The organism is Sphingomonas aliaeris, from assembly GCF_016743815.1.
Lineage (GTDB): Bacteria > Pseudomonadota > Alphaproteobacteria > Sphingomonadales > Sphingomonadaceae > Sphingomonas > Sphingomonas aliaeris.
On the sequence record NZ_CP061035.1, the window covers coordinates 326,532 to 349,440 of the forward strand.

Sequence of the window (22,909 nt, forward strand, 5' to 3'; positions counted from 1 at the left end):
CGAAATACTTCGGCTGTTCGTGAAAAGCGGTCGGGCTTTACGAAACGTTTTCAGACATGGCCGAACGGGACGACTTTGTTCGCGGCGTCATGCCCGATATCGGCGCGACCCAGATACGGGACTTTCATTTCCGCGCACCAGCGGACGATCATCGCCTCCAGCGCCTCGCCCCATGGCGGATCGTTGGGCTGGATATCGCTGACGCGGCCGAGCCGAACGCCGGCTATCCCTTTGAGCTGCATCGCATTCGCCATCGTGAACAGCATGCGATCGACGGCATAGAGCGGTTCGGAAACCTCCTCGATCATCAGAACGTGATCGGTCAGGTCGGGCAGCCATTGCGATCCGATCAGCGCCGCGAGGATCGACAGGTTGAAGGCGGCGGCAGGGTGCTTGCCGATACTGGGTTCCAGCCCGCGCGGATCGCGGCCCAGTATCCAGCCGAGCGCGCGCGTGACCGTCGCGTCGCCGCCACTCCGTTGAATGTCGGAGACCATCGGGCCGTGCGCCGGCCGGCCGATGCGCCGCGCGTAGAGCGCGCCGAGCAGGAACCCCATGTCGGAATAGCCGACCCAGCTTTTCGCGGCAGCGGCCGGGCCGAGATTGGGGATCACCGCCTCGAGGATCCGGTTCGATCCATAGCCGCCGCGCGCGAACCACAGCGCACCGAACGCAGCATCATTGGCGAATTCCAGGAATGCGGCGGCGCGCATCGCGTCAGACCCGGCGAAGTGCCCGCCATCGGTCGCGAAGCATTGCGGGTGGAAGACGAGATCGACGTCGGGATAGGCGATCGCGGTGAAGGCGGTGGCGCGAGCGGCGATCTGCTGCGTGATCGCCTTGGCCGGAGCTACGATACCGATCTTCATTGCTACGTTCCGCCCTGACATTGCGCGAGGACATGGCGCGAGGTGCCGCCCCTTGCCCCGTTCACTGAATCTCGCGATAGCGCGCGACTATGGCGAACGGCAAATCCTACTTCTTCGTGGGCGTCGGCGGCAGCGGGATGATGCCGTTGGCGATGATCCTGGCCGGACGCGGCGCAACCGTCGCGGGGTCGGACCGGACGTTGGACGCCGCACGCCTGCCGGCGAAGTTCGACGATCTGAAGGCGAAGGGCGTCGCGCTGTTCCCGCAGGACGGCAGCGGTATCACAAGCGCGGACCAGATCGTCGTCGCATCGGCTGCGGTCGAGGCGACGGTGGCGGACATCGTCGCGGCGGAGCGGGTCGGGGCCGAGCGTATGTCGCGGGCCGAATTGCTCAGCAGCCTGTTCAACGCGAGCGTGCAGCCGATCGGGGTGGCGGGGACGAGCGGCAAATCCACCGTAACGGGGATGATCGGGTGGATCCTCCACGCGCTGGAACGCGATCCGACGGTGATGAACGGCGCGGTGATGAAGAATTTCGCACGGCCCGATGCGCCGTTCGCCAGCGCATTGGTCGGCGGCGGGGATGCGTTCGTCAGCGAGGTGGACGAAAGCGACGGATCGATCGCGCTGTACCGGCCGAAGATCGCGGTGCTGAACAATATCAGCCTGGACCACAAGTCGCTGGAGGAACTGCGCGACCTGTTCGGCACGTTCGCGGCGAAGGCGGTGACGACGGTGGTCAATATCGGCGATGCGGAATCCGCTGCGCTGGCGATGACGATGCCGCGCGACCGGATAGTGACCTTCGCGGTCGATGACGATGCCGACCTGCGGGCGGATCGGTTGGTGCCCGAGCCCTTTGCGATCGCGTTCGACCTGGTAGTGGACGGGGTGCGCCATCCCGTCCGGCTATCGGTGCCGGGGCGGCACAACGTGTCGAATGCGTTGGCAGCGCTCGGCGCGGTCAAGGCCGCGGGGGTGCCGCTGGACGACGCGATCCGTGCGATCGAGGGGTTTAGCGGGCTGAAGCGCCGGTTCGAACTGGTCGGCGAACGGAGCGGCGTGTCGGTGATCGACGATTTCGGGCATAATCCGGACAAGATCGCCGCGACGCTCGACACGCTGCATGCCTTTCCGGGGCGGTTGCTGATCCTGTTCCAGCCGCATGGATATGGGCCGTTGAAGGTGATGCGGCGCGAACTGGTCGAGATGTTCGCGGCGAAGCTCGGGCCCGATGACGTGCTGGTCTTGCCCGATCCGGTCTATCAGGGCGGCACCGTATCGCGCGACGTGACCAGCGCGGATATCATCGCCGAAATCGCGGTAACGGGGCGCACGGCGCGGCATATCCCCGAGCGGGCCGCCGCCGCCGCGCATATCGCAGCGCAGGCGAGGGCCGGCGACCGGATCGTGGTGATGGGCGCGCGCGACGATACGCTGAGCCTGTTGGCGGCCGACATGCTGGCGCAGGTCGGGGCCGTGGCAAACGGCTGACATTCACGCTCGCGTGTGATATGGTATCCTCGATTCTAGCAATATGAGGTCGTTAGCATGTTCCGTCGCCTGTTCCTCGATCACCCCGAATCCATCGGCGAGAGTTTCGGCGAGCATTTCATGGTGGCGAGCAGCTTTGGCGTGCGGATGATGTGGGGCGGGCTGCGCTGCGCGGCGCATGCCTGGCTGCCCTTCGCTTGGAAGACGGCGGGCAGCGATACGGTAGCGAGCCTGCACAAGGAGATGCTCGCCAAGCGCGCGGCGAAGCGGGCGGACCAGACGCAGATGATGACGGTGGAGTACGTAATCTGATCGCTTGGGGGCTTCCGCCCGCGATTGATTCCTAGAGTGTCGAAGCGCGGCAATAGGCTCGAACGACTGCATGTGCGGGACAGTGGACCCCGGAACGTGTCGGGGTGACGTCGTCGTCCGGGCTGGTCTTGTCGCTCGAATATGAGCGGCGATCGGGCGTTATCGAATATTCCAGCCCGAAAATTCGATTGTCTCACAGGCCGATGACCCGCTTCCCGGGTCGTTCACCGCGCGGCAAACTCACTTCATCCTGAAAGGTTCCCTGTTGCACTGCGGCGGGGTTTCCATAGCGGGCGGGACCTGCTTTTGGACACTCACGAGTTGAGCGGGACCTTGGGGGTTTCAATGAATTTTCGGGCTTTGGCAGCGCGATTTGCGCTGGTTTTTTCGTGCGTCCTGATGACGGCTACGCCTGCTGCGGCGCAGTTCTGGCAGTGCGCGCCTTATGCCCGGACGATCTCGGGCATCGACATTCACGGCAACGCCAACACCTGGTGGAGCCAGGCCGCCGGTCGCTACGATCGCGGTAACGCGCCGAAGGTCGGTGCAGTGCTGAGCATTCAGTCGAGCGCGCGGATGCGTCTCGGACATGTCGCGATGGTGTCGAGCGTCGTCAGCGACCGCGAAGTGCGCCTGACGCACGCCAACTGGTCGCGCCGCGGCGGGATCGAGCGGGACGTTCGCGCGATCGACGTATCTGCCAAGGGCGACTGGAGCCTGGTGAAGGTCTGGTACGCGAGCAATGGCGATCTCGGCACGACGGCCTATGCCGCGAACGGCTTCATCTACGCGAACGGCGCGCCGAAGGGTGACGCCCTGCCGACAATAACGATGGCGTCGAACGAGGCGGCCAAGGCTCCGGCAAACGGCGACACTTCGGTCGGTATGCTGTCGCTGGTGGACCGCGTCGCTTTCTGAGCCTTGCTACGCCTTGGCGGGTCGGAAGGTCATTGCCACGCCGTTCATGCAATAGCGCTTTCCGGTCGGCTTGGGGCCGTCGTCGAACACGTGGCCGAGATGCCCGCCACAGCGACGGCAATGGACTTCGACGCGGCTGAACCCCAGGGATCCATCGTTCCGTGTGCGAACGGCGTTCGTCAAAGGCTGCCAGAAACTGGGCCAGCCGGTGCCGCTGTCGAACTTGGTATTCGACGAGAAAGCAGGCAGCGCGCATCCGGCGCAGGCGAAGATTCCAGCGCGGTGTTCGTCATTGAGCGGGCTGCTGAACGGCCTTTCCGTATCCTCGTGACGCAACACCTTATAGGCGGCGGGCGACAGCTTCGCCTTCCACTGCGCGTCGCTGAGCGTCAGTTCGAACTTCTCCTGCGCAGCGGTCGCGTCCGAGCAGCCGAACAGCGCAAAGGCGGCGGCGCCGGAGCCTGCCAGGCCAAGGAACGTGCGTCGATCGTGGATCATTTGAAACTCTATTGTTGCCGTGAACTATATAGGTACGGGGCGGTCGCTTGCGAGATGCACCCCGGCGTGGAGAGGAACTTAGATCAATTTCAGGCGCTTACGATACTCACCCCGGAGTATCCCGATGTCTTTCCAGCAGCTTGAGACGCCTATCCCCGTGCATGTTCTGGACAAGGGCGCCGGATTCGCGATTGCCGTGATCGATTACGGGCAGGAGCATAATCTGATCTGGGTCACCGCGATGAACGAAACCGGCGAGATCTGGTGCGCGCCGAACCCGCGCGTGCGGTTGCAAGCGAACTGGACGATGGGCCGGGCAAAGCCGCCTGCGGTCGTCGCCCGGGACGGCGGCGATTGTTCGGGCGGCGCGGATCCGGTGCGGGTCGAGACGATCAAGCCCAGCTGAAGCGCGTATCAGTAGCGGGAAATCTCCACCGGCAGCTTTTTGTAGCCGTGGACGAAGCAGGCGGCAACGCGCTCGGGCTCGGCGATTACGTTGACCCGCATCCTGCGCTTCGCCATTTCCTCCAACAACGTCGCGATCTGCAATTCCGCCAGTCGCGCACCGACGCAGCGGTGGATGCCGTGTCCAAAGGCGAGATGACGGCGCGCGTTCGGGCGATCGACCTGGATGCGATCGGCATCTTCGAACACGCTCTCGTCGCGATTGGCCGAGAGGTACCACATGATCAATTTGTCGCCCGCGGCGATGTGTTGTCCGTGCAGTTCCATGTCGCGTGTGGAGGTGCGGCGCATGTGCGCGAGCGGCGTCTGCCAGCGGATGACTTCCTGCACGGTGTTGGGGATCAGCGATGGATCGTTCTCCAACTGCGTGCGGGCGTCGGGGAATTTGTCGAGTCCGTAGGCGATCGCGCTCATCGTGTTGCGCGTCGTATCGTTGCCGCCGACGATCAGCAGGATGAGGTTGCCGAGGAATTCCAGATGATCCATCTCGCGCATCGCATCCGAGTGGATCATCATCGAAATCAGGTCCGGCGTCGGATCCTTGCCGACCTTCGCATCCCACAGCTTCTGGAAATAGGCGCCGCACTCATACATGTGCGTCAGGCGTTCGGCGCGCAGGGTTTCGCTCTTCACGACCTCGATATCGCCGGCCCAATCGGACCAGAAGGTCAGTTTGCGGCGGTCCTCCCACGGAAAGTCAAACAGGATCGCAAGCATTTGCGTTGTGAGTTCGATCGACACCGTGTCGACCCAATCAAACGCCTGTCCTACAGGTAGCGAATCTAGTATCTCCCCGGTCCGACGGCGGATGTTATCCGACATCCGGACCATTTCACTGGGGGTAAAGGCGGGGGCGACGGTGCGGCGCTGGCCGGTGTGTTTGGGGCGGTCCATCGCGATGAACATCGGCATCTTCACCGCCGAATGATCCTCGATGAAGTCGGTTATGCTGATGCCGCGGGCAGAGGAATAGGCGTCGGGAAGCGATTCGACTTCGACGATCGGCTTGTAGCTGGAAATCGACCAATAGGGGCCGAAGTCGCTATCCTCGACCCGGTGGACGGGCGCGGTGGCGCGAAGCTCGCGGAACGGCGCGTGCCACGTATCGTCGCGGTACAGCTCTGCACGGCTGACATCCAGCGGGTCCATTATGCCTCTCCCTTATTTTGGGAGAGTGGAGCGGTAACTTACACGGCGGTCAATAGCATTTTACGCGGTCGCACGCCGGCGGAACAGTGAAAGGAGGTTCATCTTGCCGCTGCCCGATTGCAGCACTCCGCGACGGAAAGCGCGCGCCCCGAGCGTGATCGTAATGCCGACCCAGATCATCTGCCAGGCGAGCGCGAGCAGGTGCGGCCAGATTTCAGGCCGGTTGGCTGCGCGCGCCGCCATAGCGAAGGGCGACGAGAAGGGGAACCATTCGGCGAACGTCGCGACGGGCGTGCCGGGGCGCGACGCGGCGACGGAGGCAAGCCCGAACATCGCCACCTGCACGATGGTGATCGGCAGCGACAGCATCTGGATCTCGCGCATCGTCGAGGCTTGCGCGCCGACGCTGAGGAAGACGGCGCCTAGGAGGAGGTAGGCCATGGTGAAGTAGGCGAAGAACAAGAGGGTGAAGGCGGGCATGCCGATGGCGGGGCCGATATTGGCGAGACCGGCGGCCATTCCGGCGGGCATGAGCGTCGTCACCTGGCTGACCAGCGTGCCCCAGAAGGCGACGAACAACACCGCGACGCCGAACATGCCGAGCAACTTGCCGAGGAAGACGGATTCGAGCGGCACCGCGGCGGCCAGCACCTCGATCACCTTGTTGCTGCGTTCCTCGGCCATCGTGCCTACCGCTTGACCGGCGAGGAGAAGGGTTAGGAAAAAGATGCCGAAGACGGTGAAGAAGGCGGCCTGGTTCTTGCCGCCGATCGAGGCCTTTGCGCGGACGACTGAGGTCTTGGTCGCGCGGCTGAGCGGGGCTGCGCCGCCGGTGATGTCCGCGCGCACCGTCTGTTCGGCGAGTTCGGCGAGATAGTCCGCGGTGCGATAGCCTTGTGCGCCGTAGAGGATCGTCGGGGTCTTAAGCGGACCGTAGAGCACCGCGGCGACGTCATAATCCTTCGCCTGCAATTCGGCGCGCGCGCGGGCGGCGGGATCGGCGTCCGGTGCCTGCGTGACGAGTTCCGGCGGACGTTCGTCGCGGCCGCGGAAGATCTGGCGGAGGCGCTTGTCCGCCGCCTTCATCGTCGCCGCCTCGCCCGCGGGAACGATCGCGACGATGCGCGTCTTGCTGTCCGACCCCGAAGCGACGGTCGCCGCACCGAGCCCGCCGATCGCGCCGAAAGAGCCCATGATGAGCGGCGCGAACAGGAAGATCAGGAAGGTCGGGGTGAAGACCGTGGCGATGAAATCGCGGCGTGCGATCGTCAGCGTCTGGCGGATCAGGCGGCGGGTGTTGCCGGTAGAGGTCATGCCGCGTGCTCCAGGGTCCGGGCGTCATCCGCGCCGACGATGCGGACGAACGCGTCGTGCAGCCCGGGGCGTTCGATCGACAGGCCGGAAATCCCGAAGCCTGCATCGATCAGCGCCTTCAACGTCGCCTCCGCGCCTTCGTCCGGCACGGTGAAGGTCCAGCCGTCCGCTGCGCGCACGGCATCGGCGGGGAGCAACGCCGCGACCCCTTCGCCGTCATGATTCGGGACGTAATGCGCGCGCATCGGCAGCGTGCCGCGCGCCTCCGCCACGGTGCCCTCGAAGCGGCGCTTGCCCCCGGCGATGATCGCCAGCCGGTCGCACAGCCGTTCGGCATGCGCCATGACGTGCGTGGAGAAGAGGATCGTCGCGCCGCGATCGCGCTCGGCGATGATCAGCGCCTCCAGCCGTTCCTGATTGACGGGGTCGAGCCCGGAAAAGGGTTCGTCGAGCACGAGCAGATCGGGCTGATGCACGACCGAGCCGAGCAACTGGACGAGTTGCGCCATGCCCTTGGACAGTTTGCGGATCTTGGTATCCACCGCATGGCCGAGCCCGGCGGCTTCGAGCAGTTCGACTGCGCGCTTGCGGCCTGTCTTGACATCGAGGCCACGCAACGCGCCGAGAAAGGCGATCGCATCGCGCGCCTTCATCGCGGGGTACAGGCCGCGTTCCTCGGGCAGATAGCCGACGCGGTCGCTCGCCTCGCGCGGACGATCGTGGCCGAGCAGGGTTCGGTGGCCGCCATCGGGTTCGATGATGCCAAGCAGCATGCGCAACGTGGTCGTCTTGCCCGCGCCATTGGGGCCGAGCACGCCGTAGATCAGCCCCTTGGGCACGGCGATGTCGACGCCGTCGACGACGCGTCGCCCGCCGAAATTCTTGACCAGCCCGGTCGCGCTGATCGCCAGATCGCTCGAAATCTTGCTTCCCCTTGGTCGCCGCGCCCGTCCGTCCGGTTCGAATGGCGTCGGGAGTCCGTGGCGCGATACGGTGTCTCGACGTCGCTCGACACGAACGGAAAGGGTGTGCCCTCTGTTTTCGCGTGTTAGCGGGGCAGGGTGCTGCAAGACAAGCCATTGACTGAACGCCTGAAGGCGAAAGCGCAGGAACTCGGGTTCGTTGCGTGCGGCGTGGCGCGCGCGGATGCTGCGCCGCAGACCGCCGCGCGGCTGCGCCAGTGGCTGGACGAGGGGCGGCACGGCGACATGATCTGGATGGAGGACCGCAGCGCCGAGCGCGGATCCCCGGCCGGATTGTGGCCCGAAGTGCGATCGGTGATCGCTTTGGGCATGAGCTATGCCCCCGCGACCGATCCGCTCGCGCTGGCCGGCGAGGGCGAGGTGGGGCGGATCTCGGTCTATGCGCAGGGCGGCGATTATCACGATGTGGTGAAGCGTAACCTGAAGGCGCTGGCGCGGTGGCTGGTGGCGGAGCGCGGGGCGGACGTGCCGATCGACTTGAAGGTGTTCGTCGATACCGCGCCGGTGATGGAGAAGCCGCTGTCCGAGGCGGCGGGGTTGGGGTGGCAGGGCAAGCACACCAATCTGGTCAGCCGGGATCACGGTAGCTGGCTGTTCCTGGGCGCGATCTACACCACGCTGGATCTGGCGCCGGATGTGCCGGGCAGCGATACGTGCGGCAGTTGCGATGCGTGCCAGCGCGCCTGCCCGACGGATGCGTTCCCCGCGCCGTACCGGCTGGATGCGCGGCGCTGCATCTCATATCTGACGATCGAGCATGCCGGGCCGATCCCGCACGAATTCCGCGAGGCGATCGGCAACCGCATCTATGGCTGCGACGATTGTCTGGCGGCGTGCCCGTGGAACAAGTTCGCGGCGTCGGCACAGGCGAATCTGGCGTTCGCGCCGCGCGCGGAACTGACGGTTCCGGAACTGGGGGATCTGCTGGCGCTGGACGATGCGGGGTTTCGTCAGGTGTTTGCGGGATCGCCGATCAAGCGCATCGGGCGCGACCGGATGGTGCGCAACTGTTTGATCGCGGCGGGGAATAGCGGGGCTGTCGGGTTGGTGCCGGTGGTGGAGGGGTTGTTGGGGGATGCGTCGGCCGTGGTGCGCGAGGCGGCGGAGTGGGCTTTGGGGCGGTTGCGGTAGGTTGGGGCGGACGCCTTCGGGGATTGCTTGGGGGTGGTGGGGTGTGCTGCCGCAACCTACCCACCCCGGCCCCTCCCTTTCAGGGAGGGGAGAAGAGGGGTGCGCGCGCTTCTTCTTGCTCCCCTCCCTGGAAGGGAGGGGTTGGGGGTGGGTGGACGCCCGGGATACGGCTTCGATTTGTAGATGCGGCTGAAAGGTCGGGCGGACGCTTCGGGGTTCGCTTTGGGATTGATGGGGTGTGCTGCCGCAATCGACCCACCCCCGACCCCTCCCTTTCAGGGAGGGGAGAAGAGGGGGGCGCTCTTCTTCTTGCTCCCCTCCCTGGAAGGGAGGGGCTGGGGGTGGGTGGACGCCCGGGATGCGGTTTCGATTTGTGGATGCGGCTGAAAGGTCGGGCGGACGCTTCGGGGTTCGCTTTGGTGTTGGCGGATTGTGCTGCCGCAACCGACCCACCCCCGGCCCCTCCCTTTCAGGGAGGGGGAGAAGAGAGGGCGCGCTCTTCTTCGCGCTCCCCTCCCTGGAAGGGAGGGGCTGGGGGGTGGGTGGACGCCCGGGGTGCGGTTTCGATCTTTGGATTAGATCAGCAGGTACTCGCCCGTAATCCGACTCCCCCGCCCCCGAAGCCTCAGCCCCTCACTTCCCCGTCCGCGCGCGCATTTGGAGGGCGGAGACGCAGCTGGCGCGGTCGATGGGGCTGCCGTCGGTCTGGCGGGTGTCGAGATAGGTGACGGTGGGTTCGCTCGATCCCTTGGGATAGAGATAGGCGTCGAGGACGCAGGTGGCGCTGGAGAATTGGAGTTTGCGCGCGGTGCCTTCCATCAGGTCTGCGGTGGGGGTGCCGAAGCGGGCGACGAGGCCGCGGGCGTTCTGGCCCAGGACGCCTTCCAGGCCCAGCGTGCCGGTGGGGATGGGGATCGGGCCGGCGCGGGCGGGGCGGGATGTCGTGCCGGTGCTGGCGCAGCCGGCGAGCAGGGCCAGAGCGGGCAGGATCAGGAGTGTGGGCCGGATCGGGTGGGGAGGCTTCGACGCGCGCGACCGGTTCATGAGTTTTTCCCCCGCAATCTGAGATGGAACCAGTGCGTGGCCATCGCGGCGACTATAACCGGTGCGGCGAGGTTGACGATGGGGATGACGAACAGGCCGGTGCCGATCAGCCCGAGGACGAAACGGCTGATCGCGGTGGAGCCGCGCCACGCCTTCAGATCGGTCGCCGCGACGTGGCGGACCGCGACCATGTCGCCGAGATCGCGGCCGAGCAGCCAGCCGTTGACGACGAAGAACAGGATCGCCGGGCCGATGCCGGTGACCAGCAGCAGCAGGTAGATCGGCGACAGCGCCAGATTGACGATCAGGAAGCGTGCGGCGGACCCGGCGCCCATCGCCATCGAGCGGGCGAGCGGCACCTTGCGCGCGGCGGCGAGCCGGTCCGGATAATGTCTGGATTCGACCGCCTGGACGACATCGTCGGCGAACAGGCCGATGACGAGCATCGCGACCGCGCGGAACAGCACGCCCGCCGCGATCAATGCGAGGATGGCTGCGACGATGCCGGCGAAATCGTACACCACGTCCGCTGCGCCCGACCATTCGATCAGCCGGATCATCCCGAACCATCCCGCCACGCCGAGCAGGATCAGCAGGACGACGGTCAGCAGCAGGGATTTCAGGAAGACGCCGACGATGCGGCGGTCGCCGAGTTGCGCGATGGAGAGGGCGAAGGCGTGGATCATGATGCCGGGTGTAGGGATATTTGGTCGGGGGACAAAGCGGGGTTTGGGGGTGTTTGGGGGCTTCGGGAGGGGGGCGGATGTCCTGCCGCGTTCCGTTCGGTTCGGGCGACGTCGAGAACCTGATCTGCGCGGTGTCTGCGGGTTTCTCGACTTCGCTCGAAACGAACGGAGGGGGGTGGGTGAGAGGAGAGGCAGGTGAGAGGCCTTTTCGCGAGGTTGGAGATACGGTGCGATGCGGTGATTATGGATCCCCTGGACTCACGAAAGAAGTGCACCACTGCTAGGGTGGTAGTGCGATGGGGCGAAGATACAGGCAGCTCAGCCTAGACGAGCGGATCGAGATTGCGCGGTTGCATGCCGCCGGGCTGTCGGATCGTGCGATAGCGGCGGCGATCGGCCGGGATCATACGACGATCGGTCGCGAGCGGCGGCGCAATAGCCAGCGGACGAAGGTCTGGGATGGGGGCTATGCCCCGGCGCGGGCGCATGCGCTGGCGGCACGGCGGCGGCGCTGGGACGGTCGCTTCAAGCTGGTACGCCAGCCGGACCTGCGAGAGATCGTGAGGAAAGGCCTTGCGATGGGACATTCCCCCGAACAGATCGCCGGCCGGCTGGCGCGTGATGCTGGTCGCACCGTGATCAGCCATGAGTCAATCTATCGCTACGTCTATCACCGCTCGGCGCAGAAAGACCATTGGCACCGCCTGCTGCCCCGCGCGAAGTTCAGGCGCGGGCGATATGCACGCCGCGGCGGCAGTCCGGCCAGCTTCATCCAGCACCGTATACCCCTGTCCGAACGGCCCGCAGAGGCCGACCGGCGCGACCAGCCGGGCCACTGGGAGGCCGACTACATGCTGTTCGCCCGATACGGTCACAACATCCTCGTCCTGCACGAACGACAGACCCGCTTCACCATTCTCGACAAGCCACCGCACCGCAAAGCCGCCTTGACCGCCAGCCGTATCGCAGCGCACCTGCGCGCCATCCCCCGCGACATGCGGCGCACCATCAGCTTCGATAACGGCACCGAGTTCGCCGAGCATTATCGCCTGCACGATCGTCTCGGCGTCGCCACCTTCTTCTGCGATGTCCGCAGCCCCTGGCAAAAAGGCGGGGTCGAAAATACCATCGGCCGGCTGCGCCGCGTCCTGCCCCGCAAGACCGACCTCGACACGATCACCCACCGGCAACTCCGTGCCTATGCCGAGCGCCTCAACAATACCCCCAGAAAATGCCTCGACTTCCAGACACCCGCCGAGGCATTCATCGCTCTCTCAAACGGTGCACTTCAAACGTGAATCCACATCCCCGCCTGCGCGGGGATGACGGAGAGGAAGCCGAAATTATCCAGATGGGTTAAATTGGGTTGACAGCGTCACGCTCATTGGGTACATAACAGGAACGTTGAAGAATTGCGAGTCGGGCGGCGGGGGTCGCCGGACGGGAAACGGGCCGGGGCGGCGACGCCTTCCGGCCCGTTTTCGTTGGGGCGGCGTATCCAGGGCTGCGGCCTGGCTCGCGGACGATCTGAAGGGGGCGGCAGATGACTGAATCGAAAAGGGTGCATATACAGTCTACGCGCGGGGACGGCTGGACCAAGAGCAAGCGGGCGACGTTCCTCACCGTGTTGGGGGAAACCTGTAACGCCACGATCGCCGCCAGGGCCGTGGGGCTTTCGGTACGCGGGGCGCATGCCCTGCGGGCGCGGGACGGTGAGTTCGCCTTGCTGTGGAGCGCCGCGCTGGAGGCGGGGTACGAGCTGCTGGAAAACGAATTGCTGTTCCGCGCGTTGGGCCAGCCCGGTGGCGCCAATCCGGACGAGGACGAGATCGAGGCGGTGCGGGCGCCGGACGTGCCGTTCGATCCGGCATTGGCGATCAAGGTTCTGGAAATGCGGCGGGGGCCGCGTTCGGCATCGAAGCCCAAGACCAATACGATCATGTCGCAGGGCGAGGTCGATGCGGCGTTGCTGCAACGGCTGGACGCGCTGGCGGCGAAACGTACGTGACGGTGCCGTTTCGCCGCGAGTTGATCGCGCGGTTGCTGGCGCTGGACGTCAAGATACGCTGGCGGGTCGTCATGGGCATGTCGCCCCCTGCGCGCCGGGCGCTGTACGACGACTGGACCGGCTGGGCGCATGACGGGCAATTGCCGCCGCCGGGCGACTGGCGCGTGTGGATGATCCGCGCCGGGCGGGGCTTCGGCAAGACGCGCGCCGGGGCGGAATGGATCAGCGCAGTGGCGCGGGCGAACCCCGGCGGCCGGATCGCCCTGGTCGGCGCGACGGCGGACGAGGTGCGCCGGGTGATGATCGAGGGCGAGGCCGGGTTGCTGGCGGTGGCGCGCAGCGACGAGCGGATCGAATGGCATCGCAGCACGGGCGAGGTGCAGTTCGCATCGGGCGCGCGGGGATTCGCCTATGCCGCCGCGGCGCCGGAATCGCTGCGCGGATCGGCGCATCATGCGGCGTGGTGCGACGAGCTTGCCAAGTGGCGCTATGCGGATTCGGCGTGGGACAATCTGGTGATGGGGCTGCGCGTGGGGGGATCAGCCGCGCGTCGTGGTGACGACGACGCCGCGGTCGATCGCGCTGTTGCGGCGCCTGGTGACCGCGAAGGATGCGGTGGAGACACGTGGGCGGACGTACGACAATCCGCACCTGCCCGACGCGACGGTGGCGGCGTGGACGGATCTGTACGGGGGCAGCCGGCTGGGTCGGCAGGAGCTGGATGGCGAGCTGATCGACGATGTCGAGGGTGCGTTGTGGACGCGCGACCTGATCGATGCGTGCCGGTGGCCGGCGGGCGCGGAGGGCTTGCCGGCGTTCGTGCGGATCGTGGTGGCGGTCGATCCGCCGGCGGGCATGACCGGCGATGCGTGCGGGATCGTGTGCGTCGCGCTGGGCGAGGATGCGCGCGGCTATGTGATCGAGGATGCGAGCGTGGCGGGGCGGTCGCCGGAAGGCTGGGCGCGGGCGGTGGCCGACTGTGCGCTGCGCAACCGGGCGGACCGCGTGGTGGCGGAGGTCAACCAGGGCGGGGCGATGGTCCGGTCGGTGCTCGTCGCCGCCGATGCGACGCTGCCGCTCCGGCTGGTGCATGCGACGACGGGCAAGATCGCGCGGGCCGAGCCGGTCGTGGCGCTCTACGAATGCGGGAAGGTGTCGCATATCGGCGTGTTCGGGGCGCTGGAGGACGAATTGTGCGGGCTAGTGGCGGGCGGTGCGTATCAGGGGCCGGGCCGGTCGCCGGACCGCGCGGATGCGCTCGTCTGGGCGTTAACCGAACTGATGCTGGGCAAGCGGCAGGTGGCGGCGGTGCGGGCGTTGTAAACGTCCGGGTGTCGGAGGGATTTACACTCCGGGGTGGCGCGAAACGGCGTTAAGTATCGTTCATCCGGGATATCCGCCATTGGCACGGTCTTTGCGAAGCTTGGGTCAGATGAAGCGGGGGGTTCCGCTTCTTATCGGGGATCAGATTTCATGAACAAGTTCGCACTCGCTATCGCTGCCGCCGCCGCTGTCGTCGCCCTGCCCGCCTCCGCCACCACGGTGGTGGACCAGAGCCAGACCGTCGGCCGGAACGCCCTGGCCTATCTGGGCGTGGGGCCGATCATCTCGCAGTCCTTCACTGCCGGGTACGACAATTCGGTCGGTGCAGGCGTCTTCCTGTCGGCGTTCAACTTCGGCACCACGGCGGTCACGCTCAAGCTGCTGAGCGCCAACCCGGCGTCGGGCGGGAAGGTGATCGCGTCCGGCACCGCAAACGGCACCGCAGGCAATTGGGTCGACGTCGCCTGGGCGCAGGCTGCGCTCGTCGTCGGTCAGACCTATTGGCTGTCCGCAAGCGCCAACCGTCCCGTGGTCTTCACCTATTCCAGCCGCAACGCCTATGCCGACGGGCAATCCTATCTCGGACGGGGCGCGGTTCGGAATGCCGACCTGACCTTCCGCACGTTCGCGAACGCCCCCGCCGCGGCGGTGCCGGAAGCGGGCACGTGGGGGATGATGATCGGCGGGTTCGGGGTGATGGGGTTCAGCCTGCGCCGTCGCAGCAAGGTTTCGACGGCGGTCCGCTTCGCCTGATCTCGCGTTCTTGAGTATCGGAAAGCCGCTGGCCGAAAGGCTGGCGGCTTTTTGCTGCCTGCACGTTAAGAGGGCGCCGAACGAGCCGGGAGAAGAGGCGTGACGCCACGGGAATTGATCGATGTCGCCGAGGTGCCGGGCGGGGAGCCGCTGCGGCTGTTCCGGCGCGGCGGGGACCATATGATCGTGCTGGACCGCAACGAGCTGATGAACAGCCGGATGAGCGGGTCGGAAGAAGCGCTGGCGGTGATGACGTGCGAGCGGCTGCGCGGGCGCAGGCAGTTGCGGATGCTGATCGGTGGATACGGGATGGGCTTCACGCTGCGTGCGGCGTTGAAGGAAGCCGGGCCGGATGCGCTGATCGACGTGGCGGAGCTTGTGCCCAAGATCCTCGAATGGGCGCGCGGGCCGATGGCGGACCTGACCGGGGACTGCCTGGACGATCCGCGGGTGACGATCGTCGAGGAGGATGTCGCGGTGCCGATCCAGCATGCCGACGGCGGGTATGACGCGATCCTGCTGGATGTCGACAACGGGCCGGACGGACTGGTCCGGCCGGTCAACGGGCGGCTGTATTCGGCGCGCGGGCTGGCCGCGGCGCGCAACGCGCTGACGCCGGGCGGGGTGCTGGCGGTATGGTCCGCGGCGTCGGACGACAAGTTCACGCGGCGGCTGAAGGATGCGGGGTTCGCGGTGGACGAGGTGGCGGTGAAGGCGCGGTCGAACGGCAAGGGGCCGCGGCATGTGATCTGGTTTGCGACCAAGGGGTAGGGTTTCGGGTTTCGGCGGTTTGGGTTTGGGGGCGGCGGTTGTAGCTGTCGCAGTCGACCCACCCCCGGCCCCTCCCTTTCAGGGAGGGGAGAAGTAAGGGTGCCTTCCCTTTCAGGGAGGGGAGAAGAAGGGGTGCCCTTCCTTCTTCTTGCTCCCCTCCCTGGAAGGGAGGGGTCGGGGGTGGGTGGACGCCTGGGCTGACATCGGGGGAATGGAGATGGAGCGCACACCGCCTGAGTTGCGGCGTAATGCCCGCGAGCTTCGGAACGGTTCGACCGAAGCCGAGCGGATATTATGGCATGCGCTGAGGACGTATCGACCGCGCTTTACGCGGCAATTGGTCGTGGGGCACTTCATCATCGACATTGCTTGTCGGGCCGCCAAGGTCGCGGTCGAGCTGGACGGCGGTCAGCATTCGGAGCGTCTGGAACACGATACCCGGCGGACGCAGTGGCTGGAGGCTGAAGGCTGGCAGGTCCTGCGGTTCTAGAACCCGGACGTGGTGGCTAATGTGGATGGCGTGGTGGCAGTGATCCTGGCGGCGGTTTCGACGCGAGGTGGTGTAGAGCCTTACGTTGCTGCTGCACGGGAGAGGCGGCGGGGGGTGTAGCTGCCGCAGGCCTACCCACCCCCGACCCCTCCCTTCCAGGGAGGGGAGAAGAAGGGGCGACCTTTCCCTTCTCGGAGGGGGGAAGAAGGGGATCGCCCTCCTTAGCGGCGCGAATATTCTCAGGAGACGATCATGAAATGGTTTGGCTGGAAGTCGGCCGGGCGTGGGGATCCGCGTCCGGTTTTGTCGCGTGGGTGGGCGGCGCGGGCGGTGGGGGTGTATCCTAGCGGGTATGAGGCTCAGGTGCGGGCGGCGTATCTGGACAATGCGATCGCGCAGCGGGCGGTGCGGCTGGTCGCGGATGGGTTGTGGGGGTGCCGCTGGCCGTGTCCTCGCCCGAGATCGAGCGGTTGATCCGGGCGCGATCGGGTGGGCAGGCGTTGCTGTCGACGCTGGCGGCGCAGATGCTGCTGCACGGCAATGCCTATATCCAGGTGCTGACCGATGGCGCGGGGCGCGTGGTGGAATTGTATGCGCTGCGGCCCGAGCGCGTGAGCGTGGTGATGGACGCGGGCGGGTGGCCGGTCGCCTATGCGTACAAGGTCGGCGAGCGGACGACGCGGCTGGTGGCGGAGGATCCGGACGGGCGGGTCGAGGTGGTGCATATCAAGGCGTTCCACCCGCTGGACGATCATGCCGGACTGGGATGCCTCGGCGCGGCGGCGGGGGCGATCGCGGTGCACAATGCGGCGGCGCGGTGGAATGCGGCGTTGCTGGGCAATGCGGCGCGGCCTTCGGGTGCCCTCGTTTATGATCCGGCGGACGGATCGGCGATGTCGACAGAACAGTTCGCGCGGCTGAAGGCGGAGATGGAGGCGGGCTTTTCGGGCGCCGCCAATGCCGGGCGGCCGATGCTGCTGGAGGGCGGACTGAAATGGCAGGCGCTGTCGCTGACGCCGGCGGACATGGATTTCGCGGGGATGCGCGATGCGGCGGGGCGGGAGATCGCGACCGCATTCGGCGTGCCGCCGATGCTGCTCGGCCTGCCGGGCGACGCGACCTATGCCAATTATCGCGAGGCGAACCGGGCGCTGTGGCGGCTCGCGATCCTGCCGCTGGCGGATACGATCCTGTCGGGTCTGGTGCAGGCGCTGGCGGGCTGGTTTCCGGGCGCGGCGGCGGCGGTCGATCTGGACCGGGTGACGGCGCTGGCCGAGGATCGCGAGCGATTGTGGGCGCAGGTGAGCGCGGCCGAGTTCCTGAGCCGCGACGAGAAGCGTGCGCTGGTCGGGTATCCGGCGGCGCGGAGTGAGACGGCGACGGGCGGGTCGGAGACCGAAAGGGAGGTGGTGACGTGACCGGGGCAATACTCGCGCAATTGCTGTCGCAGACGGCGGAGGGTGGCGCGGACCTGATCGTGCTGCGCGCGATTGCGGAGGAAGCGGGCGAGCTGGGCGCGAGCCGCGCGCTGACGCGGCTGGGGCTGGACGACCCTGCCGCCGCCAAGGACATGGCCGAGCTGCGCGAATTGCTGACGGCGTGGCGCGAGGCGAAGAAGTCGATGTGGCAGGCGGTGTTCGGCTGGACGCTGAAGATGGTGCCGGTGATCCTGATGGCGGGCTTCGCGCTGAAGTTCGGGCTGCACGAGTTCGCCAAGTGAGCGTGCGCTTTGCCGGATATGCGGCGGTGTTCGACCGGATCGACCGGGGAGGCGACGTGGTGCGGGCGGGGGCGTTCGGGGGGCTGGGCCGGGGTGAAGTGTCCGGGCCGGTGCCGTTGTTGTGGCAGCATCGCGGGGCGCCGGTGGGCGTGGTGGAATCGCTGGCCGAAGATGCGCAGGGGCTGCGCGTGATCGGGCGGATCGAGGATGCGCGGCTGGCGGGACTGGTCGCGTCCGGCGCGGTGCGGGGATTGTCGTTCGGCTATCGGGTGGTGGCGGCGCGGGGGGGCGGCGGGCGGTTCCGGCGGCGGGCGGGTGCGTGAGCTGACGGGGGTGGAACTGGTGGAGATCAGTCTGGTCGCGCAGCCGATGCAGGGGCTGGCGCGGGTGCATGCTGTGGAGGGGTAGGGGTTCGGGTTCGGGGGGCTTGGTTTCAGGGGTACACCTTCTCCGTTCGTTTCGAGCGTAGTCGAGAAACATGGCGGTGGCTTGGGGAAGGGGTTTCTCGACTTCGCTCGAAACGAACGGTTCTTTTTACTCAGGGGCGTCGCTTTGGACTGCCCCTCTCCCAACCCTCTCCCCTGAAGGGGAGAGGGCTTTTTTGGGGAGTGGCGTCCTTTCGGATCGGCATTCCCGCGTCGGCGAGAGTCCATAGGAGCGGCCTTTCGCGGCTCCGTCCGATGGCGTGATTATGGATCCCCGCCTGCGCGGGGATGACGGGGGTGTTGGGGCAATCCCCACGCGATTTCAGGGGTTTGGGCGCGTCCCACCGGGGCGCGCCTTTTTCGTTTCTGTCGAGGAGAATGAGCATGAGCGATACTTTGGACGCGAGTTTCGAGGGTGTGACGTTGGGCAGCGCGGTGGTTCGGCCGTTGCTGGAGGGCGCGCGGGCGACCGGTTCCGGGGCGTTCGGAGGGTTCCTGCGGTCGGGGGCCGTGGTGGAGATGAAGTCGTTCACCGGGCTGACGGGCGATGCGGGCGGCTATGCGGTGCCGCGCGAGATCGATGCGGAGATCGATGCGACGTTGAAGGCGATCTCTCCGATCCGGTCGGTGGCGAATGTCGTGCAGGTGGGGAGCGCGGGGTATCGCAAGCTGGTGACGACGGGGGGCACGCCGTCCGGCTGGGCGTCGGAGACGGGTCCGCGGGGCGAGACGGCGACGCCGGTCTTTACCGAGATCGTCCCGCCGATGGGCGAACTGTTCGCCAATCCGTCCGCCAGCCAGGCGATGCTGGACGATGCGGCGTTCGACGTCGAGACCTGGCTGGCGGGCGAGATCGCGACCGAATTCGCCAAGGCGGAAGGGTCGGCCTTCGTCAATGGAACCGGGACCAACCGGCCGCGCGGGTTCCTGCAGGGGGCGACGTCAGCGGCGTCGGATGCGACGCGGACGTTCGGGCAGTTGCAGTATCTGCCATCGGGTGCGGCGGGCGATTTCGGGACCAATCCGCAGGACCGGCTGATCGATCTGGTCCAGGCGCTGCGTGCGCCGTACCGGCAGGGTGCGGTGTTCGTGATGAATGCGGCGACGGTATCGCGGATCCGCAAGTTCAAGACGAGCGACGGGCAGTTCCTGTGGTCGCCGAGTCTTGCTGCGGGGCAGCCGGCGACGTTGCTCGGCTATCCGGTGATCGAGGCGGAGGACATGCCGGACGTGGCGGCGAACGCGCTTTCGATCGCGTTCGGTAACTTCCGCTCGGGCTATCTGATCGCCGAACGCAGCGAGACGGTGATCCTGCGCGATCCGTATTCGAACAAGCCGTTCGTCAATTTCTACGCGACGAAGCGGATCGGCGGGTGCGTGTCGAACAGCGAGGCGATCAAGCTGATGAAGTTCGCGGCGTCGTAGGCGGCCTTTCCCGCTCTCGTCGTGCCGGAACGATCCGGTGCGGCGGGGGCGGGGCCTTTTTCAAAGATATCGAGGAGAATGAGCATGGCGGATGGCTTTGCGAACAGTGCCGACCAGGTGTCGGCGCCGGCGACGCGTGCGGTGGCGGTGGTGCCGAGCGACGGGACCGCGCTGACCGATATTCCCAAGGCGCTGTATGTCGGGACGGGCGGACACGTCACCGCGCGCGGCGTGGGGGGCGGGGCGGACGTGGTGTTCCGCAACGTGGCGGCGGGCAGCGTGTTGCCGTTTCGCGCCGCCTTCGTGCGGGCGACGGGGACGACGGCGGCGGACCTGATCGCGCTTTACTGACGCCCGATGCGCGCCGGGGGGTGCGTGCGGGCTTCACAGACAAGGAAATCGATATGGCTCCTGGCTTTCCGGCGCAGGTGATCGCCGACGCGCGCGTGGCGGCGAAGGATTATGCGCCGCTGTCGATCGGCGACGAGGATGCGGTGATCGACGCGCTCGCCCTTGCCGCGCTGGCGATGGCGGAGACGTTCCTGCGCACCGCGCTGATCGTGCGCGGGCATAGGGCGGTGCTGCCGCTGAAGACCGGGTGGCGATTGCTGCCCGCGACGCCGGTGACGGCGATCGGCACGGTCGAGGGGGTGGCGGCGGACGGGACCGCGATTGCGCTGGCGGGCGACGGCTATGCGGTCGACATCGACGCGGAGGGGGGACGGGTGGGTCCGGGTGACGGATGCGCGCGGGGCCGCGCGGATATCGGTCGACTATACGGCCGGGCTGGCGGCGGACTGGGCGGGGCTGCCTGCACCGATCGCGCAGGGCGTGGTGCGGCTGATCGGACATTTGCAGGCCGAGCGCGACGGCGTGGGCGGCCCGGCCCCGGCGGCGGTGACGGCGTTGTGGCGACCGTATCGGCGCGTGATCCTGCTGGAGCGGATCCGATGAGCCTGGAGCGGCTGGCAGCGCGGGGGGCTGCGATCGGCGAGGCGCGGGCGGATGCGGTGCGCGCGCGGGTCGCGGAGGCGGTGGCGCGCGAGGTTCCGGGGGCGGAGGTCGAGGTGTCCGGGCGCGAGGTGATCGTGACAGGGCGGGGGCTGATGCCCGCGCTCCGCTGGATCGGGAGTTTGATTCGATGAGCGCGGAGGCGGTGGTGCAGGCGGCGGTGCTGGCGGTGCTGCGCGCGGATGCGGTTCTGTCCGCCGGGCTGAACGGGGTGTTCGAGGGGCCGGCGGTGAAGGCGAGTACGCCGTTTGCCGAGCTGGGCGACCTGCTGAGCGTGGATTGGGGGACGAAGACGGCGGCGGGGCGGGAACTGCGCGTCGCGCTGACGATCCGCGATGCCGCCGAGACGAATGCGCGGGTGCAGCGGCTGGCCGATGCGGCGGGCAGGGCGATCGAGCGGCTGCCGCGCGCGCTGGAGGGGTGGCGCGTGGCGAGCGTCGTGCTGGTTCGGCTTCGCGTGCTGCGCGGGCCGCCGGGGCGGTGGAGCGCGACGCTGGAATACCGGGTGCGGGTGATGGCGAACGAGGGAGACGTGGAATGAGTGCGGAACGGGGCAGCGCATTTTTGCTGAAGGTCGGGAACGGGGCGACGCCGGTCGTCTACCAGACGGTGGCGGGGCTGCGCACGACGCAGTTGAGCGTCAATGGCGAGATGGTCGCGATCACGTCGAAGGATTCGGGCGGGTGGCGCGAACTGCTGTCGGGCGCGGGGGTGCGATCGGTCAGCGTATCGGGAGCGGGCATCTTCACCGGATCCGCCGCCGAGGTGCGGATCAAGGGCAATGCGCTGTCGGGTGCGATCGACGATTACCTGCTGACGTTCGAGAGCGGCGAGACGATGACCGGGCGGTTCCTGGTCACGCGGCTGGACTATGCTGGGGATTATAATGGCGAGCGATCCTACACGCTGAGCCTGGAGAGTTCGGGCGCGGTGGTGTCGGCATGAGCGCCGCGAATCCAGCGCGGGGCGAAGCGGCGATCCGGATCAATGGCGAGATGCTGGTGCTGCGTCCGAGCTTCCAGGCGCTGATGGCGGCGGAGGCGGAGATCGGACCGCTGTTCGCATTGGTCGAGCGGGCGGCGGAGGGGCGGCTGGCGCTGGGCGAGATGGTCGCTTTGTTCTGGCATTGCCTGCGTGACGTGCCGGACGGGCTGACGCGCGAGGCGTTCGGGGGAGGGCGTCGCGGCGCGGGGCCTGTCGGAGGCGACGCCGGTGCTGCGCGTGCTGCTGGGGCAGATCCTGGGTGGGCGGTGACGGGACGTTCGGAGCGGCGGCGCTGAAGCTGGCGGGGTTTGCGGGGGCGTTTCTGGGGTGGGGGGCGGAGGCGTTCTGGAGCGCCACGCCGGCGGAATTGGGGGCGGTGATCGCGGCGCTGAAGGGGGAGGGCGATGCGCCCGCGCCGCCGGATGCGGACGTTATCGCGTGGATGCGGGAGGCTTATCCGGATGGATGAAGAGATCGAACGGATGGTGGTGAGCGTGCGCGCCGATACGGCGGCGTTCGCGCGCGACGTGGGCGAGATGCGCGGGGTGCTGGACGGGCCATTGGTCGCGGGGGCGGACCAGGCGGGGCGGATGATCGAGGATTCGCTGATGCGCGCGATCCGCAAGGGCAAGATCGGGTTCGAGGATCTGCGGCAGGTCGTGCTGGCCGTGATGGCGGAGATCGCCGCGGCGGCGGTGCGCGGCGGGATCGATGCGCTGCTGGGACGGGCCCCGGGTGGCGGATCGGGCGGCGGGGCGAACGGGTTGCTGTCGCTGGCGACGAGCCTGTTTTCGGGCGCGCCGGGGCGGGCGACGGGCGGGCCGGTGTCGCCGGGCCGGGCCTATATGGTCGGCGAGCGCGGGCCGGAACTGTTCGTGCCGACGGGAGCCGGGCGGGTCGAGGCGTCCGGTGGCGGGGGCGCACGGGACGTGCGGATTTCCATCTCGGTGAATGCGCGGGCCGGGGAGGCGCCGGAGGCGTTGGCGCGGTCGGGGCGGCAGGTGGCGCGAGCGGTTCGGGCGGCTTTGGCGGAATAGATTGGCGGCGTTGGGGCGGGATTTAGGGTTGGGGTGAGCGGGGATTGGAGTGGGACACACTTCCCCTCTCCCAACCCTCTCCCCTGAAGGGGAGAGG

The 22,909-nt window shown here is 67.3% G+C and carries 26 protein-coding genes and 3 pseudogenes; 22 read left to right on the plus strand and 7 right to left on the minus strand.

Annotated features, from left to right (window positions below):
* Positions 1 to 50: 50 nt before the first annotated feature.
* On the minus strand, positions 51 to 869 hold the full coding sequence (locus H5J25_RS01365) for an LD-carboxypeptidase (RefSeq protein WP_202094010.1): 819 nt from the start codon (positions 867 to 869) through the stop codon (positions 51 to 53).
* Between the two features lie 89 nt (positions 870 to 958).
* Between H5J25_RS01365 and H5J25_RS01370 the strand changes: the two genes are divergently transcribed.
* The 3 genes from H5J25_RS01370 to H5J25_RS01380 all read left to right on the plus strand — a co-directional run bounded on the left by H5J25_RS01370 (position 959) and on the right by H5J25_RS01380 (position 3,595).
* Positions 959 to 2,365 carry a glutamate ligase domain-containing protein gene (locus H5J25_RS01370; protein WP_202094011.1) on the plus strand — a complete coding sequence of 469 codons (1,407 nt, stop codon included), beginning with the start codon at positions 959 to 961 and terminating at the stop codon, positions 2,363 to 2,365.
* Positions 2,366 to 2,422: 57 nt separating this feature from the next.
* Positions 2,423 to 2,677 carry a DUF6356 family protein gene (locus tag H5J25_RS01375; RefSeq protein ID WP_202094012.1) on the plus strand — a complete coding sequence of 85 codons (255 nt, stop codon included), beginning with the start codon at positions 2,423 to 2,425 and terminating at the stop codon, positions 2,675 to 2,677.
* 345 nt (positions 2,678 to 3,022) lie between these two features.
* The gene (locus tag H5J25_RS01380) at positions 3,023 to 3,595 is read left to right on the plus strand and encodes a CHAP domain-containing protein (RefSeq protein WP_202094013.1); all 573 of its coding nucleotides are present in this window, start codon (positions 3,023 to 3,025) and stop codon (positions 3,593 to 3,595) included.
* Between the two features lie 6 nt (positions 3,596 to 3,601).
* Here the strand turns inward: H5J25_RS01380 and msrB are convergent, their stop codons facing one another.
* Positions 3,602 to 4,093 (minus strand): peptide-methionine (R)-S-oxide reductase MsrB, encoded by a 492-nt coding sequence (gene msrB / locus H5J25_RS01385; protein ID WP_202094014.1) that lies wholly within the window; start codon positions 4,091 to 4,093, stop codon positions 3,602 to 3,604.
* 124 nt (positions 4,094 to 4,217) lie between these two features.
* Between msrB and H5J25_RS01390 the strand changes: the two genes are divergently transcribed.
* The gene (locus H5J25_RS01390) at positions 4,218 to 4,499 is read left to right on the plus strand and encodes an OTU domain-containing protein (RefSeq protein WP_202094015.1); all 282 of its coding nucleotides are present in this window, start codon (positions 4,218 to 4,220) and stop codon (positions 4,497 to 4,499) included.
* An 8-nt stretch (positions 4,500 to 4,507) separates the two neighbouring features.
* On the opposite strand, the gene H5J25_RS01395 is transcribed toward H5J25_RS01390, so the two are convergent.
* The 3 genes from H5J25_RS01395 to H5J25_RS01405 are packed head-to-tail and all read right to left on the minus strand — an operon-like array spanning position 4,508 to position 7,944.
* Positions 4,508 to 5,707, minus strand: coding sequence for a cytochrome P450 (locus H5J25_RS01395; protein ID WP_202094017.1), 1,200 nt, complete (start codon positions 5,705 to 5,707; stop codon positions 4,508 to 4,510).
* A 60-nt stretch (positions 5,708 to 5,767) separates the two neighbouring features.
* Positions 5,768 to 7,021: an ABC transporter permease gene (locus tag H5J25_RS01400; protein WP_202094019.1), complete on the minus strand. Its 1,254-nt coding sequence runs from the start codon at positions 7,019 to 7,021 to the stop codon at positions 5,768 to 5,770.
* Positions 7,018 to 7,944, minus strand: coding sequence for an ABC transporter ATP-binding protein (locus H5J25_RS01405; RefSeq protein WP_202095890.1), 927 nt, complete (start codon positions 7,942 to 7,944; stop codon positions 7,018 to 7,020). The genes H5J25_RS01400 and H5J25_RS01405 overlap by 4 nt, the downstream gene beginning before the upstream one ends.
* A gap of 138 nt (positions 7,945 to 8,082) precedes the next feature.
* Between H5J25_RS01405 and queG the strand changes: the two genes are divergently transcribed.
* On the plus strand, positions 8,083 to 9,135 hold the full coding sequence (gene queG / locus H5J25_RS01410; protein WP_202094021.1) for a tRNA epoxyqueuosine(34) reductase QueG: 1,053 nt from the start codon (positions 8,083 to 8,085) through the stop codon (positions 9,133 to 9,135).
* 633 nt (positions 9,136 to 9,768) lie between these two features.
* Here queG and H5J25_RS01415 read toward each other — a convergent pair.
* Both H5J25_RS01415 and H5J25_RS01420 read right to left on the minus strand, forming a co-directional pair.
* The gene (locus H5J25_RS01415; protein WP_225883268.1) at positions 9,769 to 10,179 is read right to left on the minus strand and encodes a hypothetical protein; all 411 of its coding nucleotides are present in this window, start codon (positions 10,177 to 10,179) and stop codon (positions 9,769 to 9,771) included.
* Positions 10,176 to 10,865, minus strand: coding sequence for an EI24 domain-containing protein (locus H5J25_RS01420; RefSeq protein ID WP_202094024.1), 690 nt, complete (start codon positions 10,863 to 10,865; stop codon positions 10,176 to 10,178). Before H5J25_RS01420 ends, H5J25_RS01415 begins: the two co-directional genes overlap by 4 nt.
* Positions 10,866 to 11,161: 296 nt before the next feature.
* Between H5J25_RS01420 and H5J25_RS01425 the strand changes: the two genes are divergently transcribed.
* The 17 genes and pseudogenes from H5J25_RS01425 to H5J25_RS01505 all read left to right on the plus strand — a co-directional run bounded on the left by H5J25_RS01425 (position 11,162) and on the right by H5J25_RS01505 (position 22,812).
* Entirely contained in the window at positions 11,162 to 12,163 is a 1,002-nt protein-coding gene (locus H5J25_RS01425; protein ID WP_202091504.1) for an IS30 family transposase, read from the plus strand.
* A gap of 245 nt (positions 12,164 to 12,408) precedes the next feature.
* Positions 12,409 to 12,873 carry a hypothetical protein gene (locus tag H5J25_RS01430; protein ID WP_202094025.1) on the plus strand — a complete coding sequence of 155 codons (465 nt, stop codon included), beginning with the start codon at positions 12,409 to 12,411 and terminating at the stop codon, positions 12,871 to 12,873.
* 71 nt (positions 12,874 to 12,944) lie between these two features.
* Positions 12,945 to 14,196 (plus strand): annotated as a pseudogene (locus H5J25_RS01435) (DNA-packaging protein).
* 150 nt (positions 14,197 to 14,346) lie between these two features.
* Complete coding sequence (locus tag H5J25_RS01440) at positions 14,347 to 14,949, plus strand: PEP-CTERM sorting domain-containing protein (RefSeq protein ID WP_202094034.1); 603 nt, start codon at positions 14,347 to 14,349, stop codon at positions 14,947 to 14,949.
* A gap of 99 nt (positions 14,950 to 15,048) precedes the next feature.
* Positions 15,049 to 15,720: a spermidine synthase family protein gene (locus tag H5J25_RS01445; protein WP_202094036.1), complete on the plus strand. Its 672-nt coding sequence runs from the start codon at positions 15,049 to 15,051 to the stop codon at positions 15,718 to 15,720.
* Positions 15,721 to 15,937: 217 nt separating this feature from the next.
* On the plus strand, positions 15,938 to 16,210 hold the full coding sequence (locus tag H5J25_RS01450; RefSeq protein WP_225883269.1) for an endonuclease domain-containing protein: 273 nt from the start codon (positions 15,938 to 15,940) through the stop codon (positions 16,208 to 16,210).
* Positions 16,211 to 16,462: 252 nt separating this feature from the next.
* A pseudogene (locus H5J25_RS01455) lies at positions 16,463 to 17,628 on the plus strand (phage portal protein).
* Positions 17,625 to 17,930: a DUF6127 family protein gene (locus H5J25_RS01460; protein WP_202094037.1), complete on the plus strand. Its 306-nt coding sequence runs from the start codon at positions 17,625 to 17,627 to the stop codon at positions 17,928 to 17,930. Before H5J25_RS01455 ends, H5J25_RS01460 begins: the two are co-directional and overlap by 4 nt.
* Positions 17,927 to 18,253: an HK97 family phage prohead protease gene (locus tag H5J25_RS01465; RefSeq protein WP_404829562.1), complete on the plus strand. Its 327-nt coding sequence runs from the start codon at positions 17,927 to 17,929 to the stop codon at positions 18,251 to 18,253. Before H5J25_RS01460 ends, H5J25_RS01465 begins: the two co-directional genes overlap by 4 nt.
* Positions 18,254 to 18,739: 486 nt before the next feature.
* Positions 18,740 to 19,780 carry a phage major capsid protein gene (locus tag H5J25_RS01470; protein ID WP_404829563.1) on the plus strand — a complete coding sequence of 347 codons (1,041 nt, stop codon included), beginning with the start codon at positions 18,740 to 18,742 and terminating at the stop codon, positions 19,778 to 19,780.
* Positions 19,781 to 19,864: 84 nt separating this feature from the next.
* Positions 19,865 to 20,131, plus strand: coding sequence for a spike base protein, RCAP_Rcc01079 family (locus H5J25_RS01475; protein ID WP_202094039.1), 267 nt, complete (start codon positions 19,865 to 19,867; stop codon positions 20,129 to 20,131).
* A gap of 53 nt (positions 20,132 to 20,184) precedes the next feature.
* Complete coding sequence (locus H5J25_RS20425; RefSeq protein WP_225883270.1) at positions 20,185 to 20,925, plus strand: hypothetical protein; 741 nt, start codon at positions 20,185 to 20,187, stop codon at positions 20,923 to 20,925.
* Positions 20,922 to 21,332: a tail completion protein gp17 gene (gene gp17 / locus H5J25_RS01485; protein WP_202094040.1), complete on the plus strand. Its 411-nt coding sequence runs from the start codon at positions 20,922 to 20,924 to the stop codon at positions 21,330 to 21,332. Before H5J25_RS20425 ends, gp17 begins: the two co-directional genes overlap by 4 nt.
* Positions 21,329 to 21,736 (plus strand): phage tail tube protein, encoded by a 408-nt coding sequence (locus H5J25_RS01490; protein ID WP_202094041.1) that lies wholly within the window; start codon positions 21,329 to 21,331, stop codon positions 21,734 to 21,736. The genes gp17 and H5J25_RS01490 overlap by 4 nt, the downstream gene beginning before the upstream one ends.
* Positions 21,733 to 22,045 (plus strand): annotated as a pseudogene (locus tag H5J25_RS01495) (gene transfer agent family protein). Before H5J25_RS01490 ends, H5J25_RS01495 begins: the two are co-directional and overlap by 4 nt.
* Complete coding sequence (locus H5J25_RS01500) at positions 22,035 to 22,244, plus strand: phage tail assembly chaperone (RefSeq protein ID WP_202094043.1); 210 nt, start codon at positions 22,035 to 22,037, stop codon at positions 22,242 to 22,244. The pseudogene H5J25_RS01495 and the gene H5J25_RS01500 overlap by 11 nt, the downstream one beginning before the upstream one ends.
* Entirely contained in the window at positions 22,237 to 22,812 is a 576-nt protein-coding gene (locus H5J25_RS01505) for a tail tape measure protein (protein ID WP_202094045.1), read from the plus strand. The genes H5J25_RS01500 and H5J25_RS01505 overlap by 8 nt, the downstream gene beginning before the upstream one ends.
* Positions 22,813 to 22,909: the final 97 nt, after the last annotated feature.